Here is a 14,295-nt window from a genome sequence, read left to right as displayed (position 1 = left end):
GGTCTCGCCCCGGCGGGCGAGGCACTTTTCTTTGCTTCGCCAAAGAAAAGTACCCAAAAGAAAGGCGACCCGCAGTCTGGGTCCCCTGCGCTGCGCTGCGGGGCAATCGGGATCGGGGACAGAAGGCAAATACCAAAGAACAAACGAAGACAAACAAGGACACGCCATGGCGTGTCCTTGTGGTTTCAGGTATTCGGGATTCTGTCTTCGGCTGTTTGCTGTTGGTAGTCGGGCCCCTTGTGTCTGCGCCGAGGAGCGCAGGTCCAGACGGATCAGGGCAAAAACGTGTCTGAGCGAAGCGAGTTGTTTTTGACCCCGTCTGGACCGAGCACCACAGGCTGCCCGTAGCGAAGCGAAGGGACGCAGACACCAGGGTCGCCTTTTCTTTTGCTTACTTTGCTTTTGGCGAAGCAAAAGAAAAGTGAGTAGCTGCCGGGCTACCCCCGGCCAACCACCCTCAGCAGAGAACACGCAGCCGGAACAGACAGCCCGACCGGCCAGGTCACCCAAACTACATGGGCATCCGGTCCCTACCCTCCCTCACCCCTTGCCGCACTTCCTGGATCGCGCCCAGCAGGTCCCAGAACTGCTTGGCCTGGACCTTGAGGCGGTAATCGGTCTGGGCTATCTGCTCTTCGACCATTTCGGTCATGCGCGAATCCAGGTCGGCCGGCGGCAGCTTGAGGTAGGCCTCGCTTTCGGAGCCGTCGCGCACGATGGTGGCGCCGGCCTTGCGGGCGATGTTGAGCATGGCGGTGTTTTCGCTCAGCGCGTGGATGAACATCATGTCGACGCCGTCGTTGCGGGCATGCATCACGGCGCGGTCAAACAGGCGCGAGCCGTAGCCCCGGCCGCGGGCCTGGGCGAGCACCGAGACGCCGAATTCAGCGCAGCTCTTGAGGTTGGGGTCGGTGGAATGCGCCAGGTGGGCCATGGCGATCAGCTGCAGCTTGCGGTTGTAGATGCCGAAGATCTCGTCGCGGTCAAAGTTCAGGCCGTCGACATAGCGGCGTATCTGTTCATCATTGGCCGAGTAGCCAAAGCGCAAATAACGGTCGTGCTCGCTCAAAGCCAGCAGATGGGCTGCGATGCGTTCCCCGTGGCTGGGGCCAATCGAACGGATGGGGACCATGACCGGCTGGACGTGCGGGTTCGCGGCAGCGGGTGGCTGCGGGGATGCGCTCGTCTCTGCTACAGGCGGGCGGAAGAACTCCTTGCTCGCGTTGTAGGATGCTTTTAAAAGTGTGCCGGGTGAAACCATGGCTTCAATATAAGGGTTTTCCCTAGAATTCCCAGCCTAAGGGTTACTCAGGCGCCGTGAATAGAGAGGTCCGCTCAAATCAGCGCCATTGCCCCGCCAGCATGGGTATTTCAGCTATAAAAATCATAGCGAAGCGGCGCCGCACAGCAATTTGTTGCGTCGCAGCAACACAATCCAAGCCCGACTTCCGCCAAATTCATCACAAGCCCTATTGGCTACCCATTTGTTGACATGCGCCTGACCCGCCGCACGCCTTACAAAGGGACGGCCGTGGTTGCCTTGACCCGGTCCAGGACAAAGCTGGTTTTGCAGTCCTGCACGCTGGGGTGCTTGAGCAGGGTGTCCATGATGAAGCGGCTGTAGTGGGCCATGTCCTCGACCAGCACCCGCAGCAGGTAATCCATCTCGCCGGTCAGCGCGGCGCACTCGGCGACCTCGGGCCAGGTTTGCACGCTGGCGCGGAACAGGTCCATGGGATTGCGTTTGTGGCTTTCGGTGTGCTTTTCGAGGCGCACGTTGAGGTAGGCCGTGAGACCCAGGCCCACCGCCTCGGGTTTGACCAGCGCCACGTACCGGTCTATGACGCCGCTTTCCTCGAGCCGCTTGACGCGCCTGAGCACGGCGCTGGGCGACAGGCCCACCTGTTCGGCAAGCTGGTCATAGGTGGCGCGGCCGTCGTCCTGAAGCTTGCGCAAAATGTGACGATCAAGCTTGTCGAGTGTTTCCATACTGCGTATTTTGCAGGTTTACTGCGCTCAAGGCAAATTAAACGCCCTATTTCGCAGTAAAACTGAGGTCCGGCGCCGCTAAAGTCCCATGCATACCCCCACACTTTGGAGACACGCATGAACGCACGCAGCGACGCCGCCCTGAACTTTGAACAAGGCGCGGCTTGGGACAACCCCATGGGCACGGACGGCTTCGAGTTCATCGAATACGCCGCGCCCGATCCGGCCGCCATGGCGGCGCTGTTTGTGCGCATGGGCTTCAAGCCGATCGCCAAGCACCGGCACAAGAACGTCACGCTGTACCGGCAGGGCGGCATCAACTTCATCCTGAACGCCGAGCCCGACTCTTTCGCGCAGCGCTTCGCGCGCCAGCATGGCCCCAGCGTTTGCGCCATCGCCTTCCGCGTGAAGGACGCCAAATTCGCCTATGAGCGCGCCATCTCGCTGGGCGCCTGGGGTTATGCCCACACGGCCGGTCCGGGCGAGCTCAACATCCCGGCCATCAAGGGCATCGGCGACTCCATCATTTATTTCATCGACAAATGGCGCGGCAAGAACGGCGCGCAGCCCGGCGACATCGGCAACATCGGCTTTTACGACGTCGACTTCGAGCCGCTGCCCGGCATCGACGGCGATGCGCTCAACCCGGTAGGCCACGGCCTGACCTACATCGACCACCTGACGCACAACGTGCACCGCGGCCGCATGGACGAGTGGGCCGGCTTTTACGAGCGGCTCTTCAACTTCCGCGAGATCCGCTACTTCGACATCGAAGGCCAGGTCACCGGCGTGAAAAGCAAGGCCATGACCAGCCCCTGCGGCAAGATCCGCATCCCGATCAATGAAGAGGGCAACGAGAAGGCCGGCCAGATCCAGGAATACCTGGACCGCTACCAGGGCGAGGGCATACAGCACATCGCCATGGGCAGCAACGACCTGTTCGGCACGGTGGACGCGCTGCGTGCCAGCGGCGTGAAGCTGCTGGACACCATAGACACCTACTACGAGCTGGTCGACAAGCGTATCCCGGGCCACGGCGAAAGCGTGGCGGACCTGAAGAAGCGCAAGATCCTGGTCGACGGGAAAAAGGGCGCGCTGCTGCTGCAGATCTTCAGCGAAAACCAGCTCGGCCCCATCTTCTTCGAGTTCATCCAGCGCAAGGGCGACGACGGTTTCGGCGAGGGCAACTTCAAGGCGCTGTTCGAGAGCATAGAGCTGGACCAGATGCGCCGCGGGGTTCTTGCGAACGCAAAGGCAGCCTGACAGGCGGGGCACAATAAAGCTCCCATTGACCACCCCCTTACGGAGATTGCCATGTCCCTTCGCCTGAAACTGCAACGCCCCCTGGCCCTGCTCGGCATCGCTTCGGCATCGCTGCTCGCCTGCGGCGCCGCTTCGGCCCAGACCGCCTCCAGCCTGGACGCCGTGCAAAAAGCCGGCGTGCTGCGCATCTGCACGCCGGGCGACTACAAGCCCTTCAGCTTCCAGAAGCCGGACGGCAGCTTCGAGGGCATCGATGTGGACCTGATGGCATCGCTGACGGCCAGCCTGGGCGTGAAGCCGGAATGGGTCAAGACCAGCTGGTCCAACCTGATGCCCGACATGGTGGCCAGCAAATGCGACATGGCCGTGGGCGGCATTTCGGTGACCACCGAGCGGCAGAAGAAGGCCTTCTTCAGCGCGCCCTATATGGTCAACGGCAAGACGCCTATCGCGCGCTGCGCCGACGTGGCCAAGTACCAGACGGTGGCCGACATCGACAAGCCGACGACGCGCGTGATCTTCAACCCGGGCGGCAGCAACGAACGCTTTGCCCGCGCCAACTTCAAGCAGGCGCAGATGCGGCTCAACCCCGAGAACCTGACGATTTTTGACGAAATCCTGGCCAACCGCGCCGACGTGTTTGTCACCGAATCGGCCGAGGCCATCACCCAGCAAAGGCTCAAGCCGGGCCTGTGCGCGATCAACCCCGACAAACCGCTGCAGTACGGCGAAATGGCCTACCTGCTGCCGCGCGGCGACGTGCCCTTCAAGGCCTACGTCGACCAGTGGCTGCACCTGGCGCGCGCCAGCGGCGAATACCAACGTGTGGAGAGCCAATGGCTGAAGTAGCCGACAGCAAAAGCAGCAACACTCCGCCGCCGGCGGTGTACGGCCAGTCCGACCGTCCGCCGCGCGGCGACTACGCGCGCGGCGGCCAGGTCAACGCGGACTACACCTGCCCGCAAAACTACGCGGCCTATACCGCGCAGGACCACGACACCTACCGGCGCCTCTACACCCGCCAATCGGCCCTGCTGCCGGGACGGGCCTGCAGCGCCTTCATCAAGGCCCTGCCCAGCCTGGGCGCGAGCGACGCGATCCCGCGCTTCGAGGACATCAACGAACGCCTCTTCAAGGCCACCGGCTGGCAGCTGGTGGGCGTGCCGGGGCTGATCCCGGAGGTGCCGTTCTTCACGCTGCTGGCGAACCGCAAATTCCCGGTGACGGACTGGATACGCACGCCGGCCGAGTTCGACTACATCGTCGAGCCCGACATCTTCCACGACCTGTTCGGCCATGTGCCGCTGCTGTTCGACCCGAGCTATGCCGACCACATCCAGGCCTACGGCAAAGGCGCGCTGAAGGCGCATGCGCTGGAGCACGGCACACACGGGACGCAGCCGATTCCCGGCGCGGTCGAGATGCTCTCGCGCCTCTACTGGTACACCATTGAGTTCGGCCTGATGCACGACAAAAAAGGCGGCGACGACGTCCGCGCCTACGGCGCCGGCATCCTGAGCAGCCCGGGCGAGCTGGCCTGGAGTGTGGAGTCGTCCGAGCCCAAGCGCATCCCGCTGCGCGATAACGCCGAGCTGCTGCGCTGCATGTCGTCAACCTACAAGATCGACACCTTCCAGCAGCAATACTTCGTGATCGACAGCTTTGACGCGCTGCTGCGCCTGACGGAGCCGGACTTCACGCCTTTTTACAAGGCATTGGCCCAGGCGCCGGCCGCGGCTTAAGAAACGGCTCTAGGCCGGGCTGGCCATCCAGTCGTTGAGTGCATGCCGGGTCTGCTCGGCCAGCTCACACACCCTTGCCACCTGCTGGCCCGCATCAGCCGGCCACTGGCCCTGCAGGCAGGACTGCTCCAGCACAAAACAGGCATCGCTGAGGGCCTCTGCGCCGACGTTGGACGCGGCGCCCTTGAGGGCATGCGCCGCCCGCGAGAGCTCGGCGCTGTCCGAAGCCTCCAGCGCCGCGCGTATGTCATCCATGCGATTGGGCGCATCGCTGGCGAACAGGGCGATCACCTCGCGCGTCATGCTGCGCTCCTCGTCGTCGAACTCCTTGAACTGCTCCAGGCGGCTCCAGTCCATCAGGACCACGGAAGATGCCTCAGCCCCCGCTGGGCCGCCTTGGGCAAGTGCCGCTTCGGCTGCCATGATTTTCGCGGCGCCCACATCTTCGGGCTTGCGGGCGTAGCGGGCCAATGCTTCCGACAGCTCATCGATGCGCAGCGGCTTGGGCAGGAAACCCACCATGCCGGCCGCCAGGCAGCGCTGGCGGTCTTCCTCGAGCACCGAGGCCGTCAGCGCGATGATGGGCGGCGCGGCGCCGCCGTGGGCCCCGATGATCTCGCGCGAGGCGGCAAAGCCGTCCATCACCGGCATGTTGGCATCCATGAGGACGGCGGCGTAGGGCCGCGGGCCGTCACGGCTGCTCACGCCGCCTTCAGCGCGCAATGAAGCGGCGACCCTGTCCACCGCCTCGCGGCCGTTGAGGGCCGTGGCGGCCTCGTAGCCCAGCTTGGCCAGCATGGCCAGGGCAACCTTGAGGTTCACGGCGTTGTCGTCAGCCACCAGGATGAACTGGTTGCGCAACTGGGGCCTGCCGGCTTCGGCCACGGCCTTGACGGTTTCCTGCGCCGAGGTGATGCGCGCGATGGCCTCGAACAGCTGGGACTGGCGGTAGGGCTTGAGCAGACGCGCGTCAAACACCTTGGCCTGCTCGCCGGTGGGCATGGTGCCCGAGGTCAGCAGCACGATGCGGGTGGCCGGGTGGCGTTCGCGCAGCGCCTGGGCAAAGGTCTGGCCGTCCATCTCGGGCATATGCATGTCGGTGACCACCACGTCCATGGGCGGCTGGCTGCGTAGCCACTCCAGCGCCTCGCCGGCGCGCTCGAACAGGGCGGGCTCCATGCCCCAGCGCCTGAGCTGCTTGTCGAGGATGCGCAGGTTGACGGGGGTGTCATCCACCACCAGCACGCGCTTGCCGGCCAGGCTGACCATGTGCAGTGAAGACAGCTGGGCGATTTCCGGCGCATCGGCGTAGCCCAGCCGAGCGGTGAACCAGAAGGTCGAGCCCTGCCCCGGCGCGGACTCCAGCCCGACGCTGCCGCCCATCAGCCCGGCCAGGCGCTTGCAGATGGCCAGCCCCAACCCCGTGCCGCCGTATTTGCGGGTGGTGCTGGTGTCGACCTGGGTGAAGGACTGGAACAGCGCTGACTGCCGGTCCAGCGGGATGCCGATGCCGGAATCCTTGACGCGAAACTCGATCAAGCCCCCGCTCCCTGGCGTGGCGTCTTCGAGCACGTGGGCCGAGACGATGACCTGGCCGTGCTCGGTGAACTTAACGGCGTTGTTGACGAAGTTCAGCAGCACCTGGCGCAGCCGCGTGACGTCGCCGCGCACCCAGGTGGGCAGTTCGTCGCCCATGTCGACCAGCAGCTCCAGGCCCTTCTCCCTGGCGCGCGGCGCACCGATGTCGCAGGCCTCCTCGATGGTGGCCAGCAGGTTGAGCGGCTCGTTTTCCAGGTCCAGCTTGCCGGATTCGATCTTGGAAAAATCCAGAATGTCATTGATCACGCCCAGCAGCTGGTCGCTGGAGACGCGCATGGTGTGCAGGTAGTCGCGCTGTTCGGGGTCCAGCGGCGTGTCGGCGAGCAAGGTGGTCATGCCGACCACGCCGTTGAGCGGGGTGCGGATCTCGTGGCTCATGGTGGCCAGGAAGGCGGCCTTGGCGCGCGCCGCGGCAAGCGCCTCCTCGCGGGACGCCGCCAGTTCGGCGGTGCGGCTGGCGACCCGCGCCTCCAGCGTCTCGTTGGCTTCCTGCAGGGCGATGTTCTGCGCATCGATGGCCGCGCGGTTGCGCAGGATCTCTTCGGCGCTGTCGTGCATGGCCTGCGACAGCTGGCGCACCTCGGTGATGCGGGCGTTTTGCTGCACCTGCGGCACTTCAGCGCGCGCCAGCTGGCCGGCGGCGACGCTCAGGGCCCGGAAGCGCCGGCTCAGGCGGTAGGCCAGCCAGGTCGCCAGCAGCGCACCCAGCACCACCGCGAACGCCATCACGGCCAGGGTGTTGCGCAGGGCCGCCTGGCTGGCGGCGGCAAAATCGCTCTCGGGGGCGGCCACCACCAGGCTCCAGCGCAAACCCAGGTTTTCCCCGAAAGGCTTGAGCACCACGATCAGGGTGTCGCCTTCCATGGGCACACGGTGCAGAAAGGCCACGCGCTGCACGCTGTCGGGCAGCGTCCTGCCCAGGCTGGAAGCGACTTCGTTGTAGGCGCTGCGAACGATGGCATTGCGGCTGTCCATCGGGCGCCTGCGCTCAAGCTTGCCCTCCGCTGCGGAGAACAGCGGGTCTATGGTGGAGTTGGCGACCAGCAAGCCGTTTTCGTCGAGCAGGAAAGCCGTACCGTGGGCACTGAAGACCATGGTCTGCAGCAGCTCTTTCAGGCGCGCCAGGTGCAGGTCGACAGCGAAGACGCCCAGCGAGCCGCCGTCCACGCCGTAAACAGGTTGCGACAGGGTGATCAGCAGCTGGTTGTGGGCTTCCGAAGGAGCCACGGCGGTAAAGCTGCGGCCCTTGTTCTCCATCGCCCCCTGGTACCACGCGCGGGTGCGGGGCTCATGGTTCGCGGCTTCAGTACTGGTTTTTTGCCGGCGGTCACCGGCATATTCGGCGGTAAAGAAGGTGCGGCCCTGCCCGCCTTCCTTGCGCACCGCCACCTGAGTGGCGTGGCCGCCGCCCGAGGCCAGCGCCTCGACACCCAGGTATTCACCGCGGTGGGTGGCCAGGACCATGTGGGGCACCTGGGGTGTCATGCGGGTCATGGCGAACGCGGTCTGCTCGAACAAGGCGGGGTTCTGGATCAGCTGGCGGGCGCGCGCCACGCCGGCCTCGCCGGGCTGGTCGTTGACCAGGCCGTTGAGCACGACGTGTGCCTGCGCCAGGTGCTCCTGGGTGCTGATCTGCGCCCGCTGCGCCACGCCGTCCACGGTCTTTTCGGCCAGCGTCTGCACGCTTTGCAGGTTGCTGCGGTACAAAAACCAGCCCACGGTGGCGGCCGGCACCAGCGAAAACAGCAGCAGGCTGGTGACCAGCACCGCGCGCAGCGACCAGCTGCGCCCGCGCAGGCGGCCTGCCGCGGCCGCCACCTGGGGCGCGGTCATGCCAGCCCCACGATTTCCACGGTATCGAGCGGCTTGGCGCGCCCGGCAATCTGCACCAGCGCGCGCCGGCCGGTGCGCACCGCCCCGGTCACCATGCGGGTGGCCTGCACGCTGGCGGCGATGGTCCAGTCCAGCGGGGGCTGGCCCTGGAACAACCTGAGCGCCGCCGCGACCGTGTCGCCTATCGGCGTCGTCTGGCCGGAACGGCCTATCAAGCCGTCCAGCCGCGCAAAGGCGACGGGACCGCTGTGCAGGGCCACGCCGAGGGAAAAGTTAGGCAGGCCGCGTTCCGGAAAGCGCTGGCGCACATAGGTGTCTATGCGCTTGGTGGCATCCGCCAGCCCCAGGGCCGCGCGAATCGCGCGCAGGCCGTGGTTGACCGAGCGGGTGTCGGCGGCGTCGACAAACACGCAGAGCATGCCGTCGCCGACAAACTGCATGTAATGCGCGCCGAACAGGTAAACCGTGTCCCCTACGCTGCTGTAGAGCCGCTTGACGACGTCGCTGAGCTCAGGCCCGGACAGGCACTGCGTCCACAGGCCGTAGTCCCGCATGTCGGCGAACAGCACCGTCGCGCTGGCGAATTTGTCGTTGTCCTGGACCGCGCCGGTTTCCGGCCACTGCTGGCTCAGCGACTGCGCCATACGCATCTCGTAGAGGTCGCTGATCTTCTGGCCCTGCTCCACCAGCGCCAGCTGGACGGCCTTGTCCACCACCTGGACCCGCATGGCTTCCGCCCGGGTGAGCTTGTTGAGCTGCGCGTTGACCGCCTCGCGCAGCTCCTGCGGGGCGAAGGGCTTGGTCAGGTAATCGTCGGCGCCGGTGGTCATGCCTTGGCGCATATGGGTGCGGTCTTGCAGCGAGGTCAGCAAAATCACGGCGGTGGTGGCCAGTGCGTCGTCGTTGCGCACCCGGTCGAGCACCTCGAAGCCGTCAAGCTGCGGCATCTGGATATCGCTCACCACCACGTCCGGCCTGAATTCGCGGATCAGCTCCAGGCCCTTGGCGCCGTCGTCCGCTTCCATCACCTCGTGGCCTTCCTTCTTGAGCACCTGGGTGACCAGCATGCGTGTGCCTGCGTCATCATCAATCACCACGATCAAGGGCATACAAACTTTCGCTGTTGTGTTCTGGGTGGGCCAAGCCGTATTTTGTCGGCAACTGGCCGGAAATTCGCGGCGCAATGACGCTTATCCCTACGGTTTTTTTTCACAGATATCCAACTGCCGGCGGCTGGGCAGCTCTACGCCGCACACAGCACGCCGGCAACATCCCGCCCCACATCGGGTTTAATCCCTGCCTGGCGGAAAATTCCTCCTACAAAAAGAGGGCGTAATAGTTTGTTACTTCGCTTACGATATCGTCCAGACGAGGAGCGCTTTTTTTACCCACGAAATGACCGGTTTTCGAGGGAGGCCAAGCTCCTGACAAGAGGCGCCAAGCGCCCATGGCCGCGTTACAAAAATACGGCATTCATTCCATTAACCGAAACAGCAGGAGAAATTTATGGGCCTTTTCATGAAAGAACACGACATCTACATCGGAACGATGCTGGATGAACTCAACCTTCGCTTTGCGCCTTCCCAGGGCAAAGAATCGCATTTCGGCGGCATCATGGAGATGGTCGCCCTGCAAAAGGAATTCAAGCTCTTCAAGAAGGGCCGCTCGTTCAAGATGAGCTGCGCTGCCTTGAACCTGGGTGCCCGCAACAACGAGGTCAAAAACCTCTGGCAGAACCTGCTGGGCAACCTCTACCGCCACGGCTCCAACAAAAAGGGCCTGGACGGCGACGCCGCCATCGTGGACGCCCTCATCAAGAACCTGGCTTCCAAAACACCGCTGCCGGTTTTCTTCACCTCGCACGACATGCGCGGCGACAAGGCCAACACCGAAGTGAAGATCATCGACAAAAGCCAGCCCATCCATTACCTGGAACAGGACTACCTGACGATCTCCATCCCGATGCAGCCGATCTCCGCGGCCAAACAGTCGGCAGCCAAGAAAGCGGACGCGAAAAAACCCGCAGCCAAGAAACCAGCCGCCAAAAAATAAGCGTGGTGACAGGCATCCATCATGACCGGGCGCCTGTCCATTGAGCATCCGCTTGCCGCCCTGTACGCGGGCATAGACCGCTACTACTCGCACAAGGTCAAGCTCCACGGCCCCACGCCTGCAGGGGTCGATTGGCCGTGCCTGCCCACGCAGGAACTGCGTTTCGCGCAGCTCCTGCGCGTTGGCAGCCTGCAAGCGGCCTTTTCACTCAATGACATCGGCTGCGGCTATGGCGCGCTGCTGGCGTTTCTGGCCAAGCGGCACAAGCAGGCGGCAGGCATCGATTACCTGGGGGTGGACCTGTCTGCCGCCATGGTGGAGCAGGCACGCTCTTTGTGGAGCAAGCGCCCGCTGACGGCATTCATTGCGGGAAACGCCAGCCCGCGGGTAGCGGATTATTCAATCGCCAGCGGCATCTTCAACGTCAAGCTGAACCAGCCGCGCGCTCTGTGGGAAGCCTTCATCGCCCGGACCCTGGCCGACATGCACAGCAGCAGCAGGGCGGGCTTCGCCGTCAATTTTCTCGCACCGCTCGCCGAAGGCGAAGCGGACCCGCCGGAACTCTACCGGGCAGCGCCTGAGCAATGGCAACGCCACTGCGAACAGGTTTTGGGTGCCAGCGTCGAAATCGTGCAGGCATACGGTCTGCCGGACGAATACACGCTGCTTGTGCGGATACCCCACTGAGGCTGCCGCAGCGGCCCAGACAGCAGGCGGGCTGCGCTAGCGCGCCATCCACTGCGCCAGGCGACCGCGTTCGCTCACCAGCCCCGACTCATAAAGCCGGGCGCCGGTCAGGGTGATCAGCTCCTCCGCCTGGTTGAACAGCAAGGAAGCCTCGCTCCAGGAGTCGGCATCGGCCTTTTGGCCCAGGACGCCGCCGCAGACAATCAAGGCCCGGCACTCGGTCAGGCGGTTGCTGCGCTGCTGCGACAGCGCCAGCGCTTCCTTGGCCGCAACCAGCGCTTGTTCATGGTCCCCTGCCTGGTAGTGGCGTTCGGCAAGGCTTACGCGGATCTCGGTTTCAAACTCCATCGCAGCACGGGTGCCCGTGATCAGCTCAAGGGCCTGGGAGTAGCTTCGCTGCGCCGATTCCAGGTCGCCGGCCGTGGTCTCGACCAGGCCGCCGCACCACAGGGCGAAGGCCCTGGAGTAAGGGCTTTTGTGTTCTTGCGCGATCTTCGAGACCCTGGCCGAATGTTTCTGCGCGAGCGCCGTGTCGCCAAAGCACAGGGCCAGCTCCACATACAGGTAGTGCGCGATCTGCTCGATCACCGGATCGTTCAAGCCCCCATCGGCCGCTTCCATTTGCTGCAGGCACTGCTTGGCCTCCTCCAGCCGGCCCATGCGTATGAGCAGGCGCGCGCGAATGCCGAAAAGCCACTGTTCGATGCTGAAGTCGATGAACTCCCGGTCGAACTGGTCAATGCTGGCGACCCCCAGCAAGGCGGCATCATTCGCGGCCAGGCCCTGCTCCAGCAGCCCAGCCCAGCCGTAGGCCTGGCTGAGCGCCACATTGAGCATGGCAACCCGCCCCGTATCCTTGCCCGGGGGTGTCAGCGAGAGCGCATTGCGCACGCATTGCACGTAGTCATCCGCCGGCCCGCCGCCCGACTGGACGATGCGCCCTTGCGCAAAAAGCAGCAGTTGCTCCAGGCGGGTGTCGGCCTGCCTGGCCAGATCGATTGCTTCGTGGCTGATCTTCTGGACCTCCTGCGGATCCAGGCCTTCGCGCCAGCCGAGGTACATGATGCGGCCGCCCGCCAGGGCCCTGAGGATGTCGATGCTGGGTGAGCGCTCCTGCCCCTCCAGCAATGCCCAGACCTTGCGCCAATGCTTGATCGCCTGGCCGGAGTTGGTCGAGCCCGTCCATTTGGCGGCGCGCGCTTCGTGCTGCGCCGCGTTGACGAGTTGGCCGGCGGCCTCATAGTGATAGGCGATCAGCGCGGCGAACTCGCCGGGCTGGGCGCTGTAGTGCACCTCCATGGCGATGGCCACCGCGGCATGCAGATTGGCGCGCCGGGCTTTGAGCTGCGTGCTGTAGGCCACCTCCTGAATGAGCGGGTGCCGAAAAGCGAAGCGGCGCCCGCCCGCCATCTCGCGCAGCAACTGCAGCAGTTCAGCTTCACACAGGCCGTCAAGCCCGGTTTCGAGCTGGCTCACCAGGTACACCGCGACGTCCTGCAGCACGGCCAGCGGAATTTCCTTGCCGATCACGGCGCAAACATGCAGCAGCGTTCTCTGGGTTACCACCAGTCGGTCTATGCGTTCGCCGATCACGGCCTGCACGGTCGCGGGCAAGGCATGCGCCAGCGAGGCAATGTCTGATTTTTCCTGACTTGAAACCGCCAGCGCAGCGCTCTTCTCAATCAGGGAGTGCGCCAATTCCTCGGCAAAAAAGGGATTCCCGGCGGAGCGCTCCACGATGAGAGGGAAGAAATCGAGCAACTCGGGGTAATGCCTGAGCCGCTCGCGCACCAGCTCTTCCGTATCGGACAAACTCAAGTCCGCCAGCTGCATCGCCCGGAAGTGGCGCATCGTCCACCAGGGGGCCTGGTAGCCTGGCCGGTAGTTAAGCAGCAGCAGTGTTCGGGTTCCGGCGACAGCGGCCACCAGCGCGGAGAGAAACTCCGCACTGGCATCGTCCAGCCAATGAAGGTCTTCGAAAACGATGACGGAGGTGGCCGCACCAGCCTGTTTCACGAGTTCATGCAACAAGCCCAGCAGCCTGGCGCGCCGTGCTTTGGGGTTGAGGGAGCAGGGCTGGCTGTTCGCGTCGGCCACGCCCAGGAACTCGCTGAGCAATGCCAGGTCGTCCGGAACTACGGTGCCAAGCTTTGCGAGCGCCCGGACAATGCACTCCCGCGCGGCAGTGGCATCATGCGCCGGCGTGATGTGGAAAAAGCAGCTGCGCAGCAGCAGCAAAACCGGTTGCAAGGGCGTGGCATGGCCATACAGCTGGGTTCTCACCTCGAAGACGGGTACGTGGCGCAACTGGCACCACTGGGCAAATTCGTGGCAGAGCCGGCTTTTGCCCGAGCCCGGCGCGCCCGACAAACCAATCACCGAGCCTTCGCCGTTCTCGGCATTGCGCAGCGCATCCTGCAACACGGCCAGCTCTTGCGAACGCCCCCGGAAAAGCGACAGCGCCGCCTCATGAAAGCTGTGGCTCCGCACGTCGTTTTTCATGCCCAACAGCGCATGCAGTTCGACCGGCTCGATGATGCCCCGCAAGGGATGTTTGCCCATGGGCCGGACGTCGCAGGCAGAACGCACCAGCGACAGGCAGTCGGCCGTGAGGCAAATTCCGCCGGGCTCGGCCAGGGCCACCACGCGGCTGGCCAGGTGAATCGCATGGCCGTGCACGCCGCCGCCCCGGGTGGCGTCAACCGCCTCGGGGTCCAGTGCGACCTGGCCCGAATGCAGACCAACCCGAATGCGCAAACTTGAAGCGGGGCCCTCGAACGCCGCCTGCATGGCCAGCGCGGCCTCGCAGGCCAGGTTGGCATGGCCTTCCAGCGCGCGCGGCACGCCAAACAAGGCCATGATGCCGTCACCCAAGGTGCGCACGACGGTGCCGCCGAAGCGCTCCACCGCATTGCACATGCGCTGCACGGCGGGCCGCAACTGCTCCATGGCCTGCTCGGGGTCCATGCCGGCCACATGCTCGGTGGAACTGACCACGTCGGCAAACAGGATGGTGGCGTGCTTGAGCGCACCCCACTGGATTTCCGCGGCCGGAGACAAGGCACTGGCAGGCTCCTGCACACTGAGCCCGAAGGCGGCGCCACAGTTACCGCAAAACCGGTTGCTTACC

Annotated in this window: 10 protein-coding genes; 5 read left to right on the top strand and 5 right to left on the bottom strand. The window is 64.5% G+C overall.

From position 1 onward, the window contains the following. Nucleotides 1-511: 511 nt before the first annotated feature. On the bottom strand, nucleotides 512-1,261 hold the full coding sequence (locus AC1DXS_RS04825; RefSeq protein WP_477736432.1) for an N-acetyltransferase family protein: 750 nt from the start codon (nucleotides 1,259-1,261) through the stop codon (nucleotides 512-514). 254 nt (nucleotides 1,262-1,515) lie between these two features. Beyond that, complete coding sequence (locus AC1DXS_RS04820) at nucleotides 1,516-1,989, bottom strand: Lrp/AsnC family transcriptional regulator (protein WP_477736431.1); 474 nt, start codon at nucleotides 1,987-1,989, stop codon at nucleotides 1,516-1,518. Nucleotides 1,990-2,106: 117 nt separating this feature from the next. On the opposite strand from AC1DXS_RS04820, the gene hppD reads away from it, so the two are divergent. Genes hppD through phhA form a run of 3 tightly spaced genes read left to right on the top strand, consistent with a single transcriptional unit; the run spans nucleotide 2,107 to nucleotide 4,994 of the window. After that, the gene (gene hppD / locus AC1DXS_RS04815; RefSeq protein WP_477736430.1) at nucleotides 2,107-3,252 is read left to right on the top strand and encodes a 4-hydroxyphenylpyruvate dioxygenase; all 1,146 of its coding nucleotides are present in this window, start codon (nucleotides 2,107-2,109) and stop codon (nucleotides 3,250-3,252) included. Between the two features lie 51 nt (nucleotides 3,253-3,303). Further along, entirely contained in the window at nucleotides 3,304-4,101 is a 798-nt protein-coding gene (locus tag AC1DXS_RS04810; protein WP_477736429.1) for a transporter substrate-binding domain-containing protein, read from the top strand. After that, nucleotides 4,089-4,994, top strand: a complete 906-nt coding sequence (phhA, locus tag AC1DXS_RS04805; protein WP_477736428.1) for a phenylalanine 4-monooxygenase — start codon at nucleotides 4,089-4,091, stop codon at nucleotides 4,992-4,994. The genes AC1DXS_RS04810 and phhA overlap by 13 nt, the downstream gene beginning before the upstream one ends. A 9-nt stretch (nucleotides 4,995-5,003) precedes the next feature. On the opposite strand, the gene AC1DXS_RS04800 is transcribed toward phhA, so the two are convergent. Then, nucleotides 5,004-8,426, bottom strand: a complete 3,423-nt coding sequence (locus AC1DXS_RS04800) for a response regulator (RefSeq protein WP_477736427.1) — start codon at nucleotides 8,424-8,426, stop codon at nucleotides 5,004-5,006. Further along, nucleotides 8,423-9,535, bottom strand: coding sequence for a response regulator (locus AC1DXS_RS04795; RefSeq protein WP_477736426.1), 1,113 nt, complete (start codon nucleotides 9,533-9,535; stop codon nucleotides 8,423-8,425). The genes AC1DXS_RS04800 and AC1DXS_RS04795 overlap by 4 nt, the downstream gene beginning before the upstream one ends. Nucleotides 9,536-9,944: 409 nt before the next feature. On the opposite strand from AC1DXS_RS04795, the gene AC1DXS_RS04790 reads away from it, so the two are divergent. Both AC1DXS_RS04790 and AC1DXS_RS04785 read left to right on the top strand, forming a co-directional pair. Next, nucleotides 9,945-10,478, top strand: a complete 534-nt coding sequence (locus tag AC1DXS_RS04790) for a hypothetical protein (protein WP_477736425.1) — start codon at nucleotides 9,945-9,947, stop codon at nucleotides 10,476-10,478. Between the two features lie 21 nt (nucleotides 10,479-10,499). Then, the gene (locus tag AC1DXS_RS04785) at nucleotides 10,500-11,165 is read left to right on the top strand and encodes a class I SAM-dependent methyltransferase (protein ID WP_477736424.1); all 666 of its coding nucleotides are present in this window, start codon (nucleotides 10,500-10,502) and stop codon (nucleotides 11,163-11,165) included. Nucleotides 11,166-11,201: 36 nt separating this feature from the next. On the opposite strand, the gene AC1DXS_RS04780 is transcribed toward AC1DXS_RS04785, so the two are convergent. Then, nucleotides 11,202-14,246, bottom strand: a complete 3,045-nt coding sequence (locus AC1DXS_RS04780) for an ATP-binding protein (RefSeq protein ID WP_477736423.1) — start codon at nucleotides 14,244-14,246, stop codon at nucleotides 11,202-11,204. Nucleotides 14,247-14,295 lie beyond the last annotated feature (49 nt).

This window comes from Polaromonas sp. P3_B1 (genome assembly GCF_056402935.1).
The sequence above is the reverse complement of the archived record's forward strand: the minus strand, read 5'-3'. Positions and strand labels throughout refer to the sequence as shown.

Coding starts and splice junctions, on each gene's coding strand:
- AC1DXS_RS04825 (WP_477736432.1), bottom strand. CDS start 1,261: ATGGTTTCACCCGGCACACTTTTAAAAGCATCCTACAACGCGAGCAAG.
- AC1DXS_RS04820 (WP_477736431.1), bottom strand. CDS start 1,989: ATGGAAACACTCGACAAGCTTGATCGTCACATTTTGCGCAAGCTTCAG.
- hppD (WP_477736430.1), top strand. CDS start 2,107: ATGAACGCACGCAGCGACGCCGCCCTGAACTTTGAACAAGGCGCGGCT.
- AC1DXS_RS04810 (WP_477736429.1), top strand. CDS start 3,304: ATGTCCCTTCGCCTGAAACTGCAACGCCCCCTGGCCCTGCTCGGCATC.
- phhA (WP_477736428.1), top strand. CDS start 4,089: ATGGCTGAAGTAGCCGACAGCAAAAGCAGCAACACTCCGCCGCCGGCG.
- AC1DXS_RS04800 (WP_477736427.1), bottom strand. CDS start 8,426: ATGACCGCGCCCCAGGTGGCGGCCGCGGCAGGCCGCCTGCGCGGGCGC.
- AC1DXS_RS04795 (WP_477736426.1), bottom strand. CDS start 9,535: ATGCCCTTGATCGTGGTGATTGATGATGACGCAGGCACACGCATGCTG.
- AC1DXS_RS04790 (WP_477736425.1), top strand. CDS start 9,945: ATGAAAGAACACGACATCTACATCGGAACGATGCTGGATGAACTCAAC.
- AC1DXS_RS04785 (WP_477736424.1), top strand. CDS start 10,500: ATGACCGGGCGCCTGTCCATTGAGCATCCGCTTGCCGCCCTGTACGCG.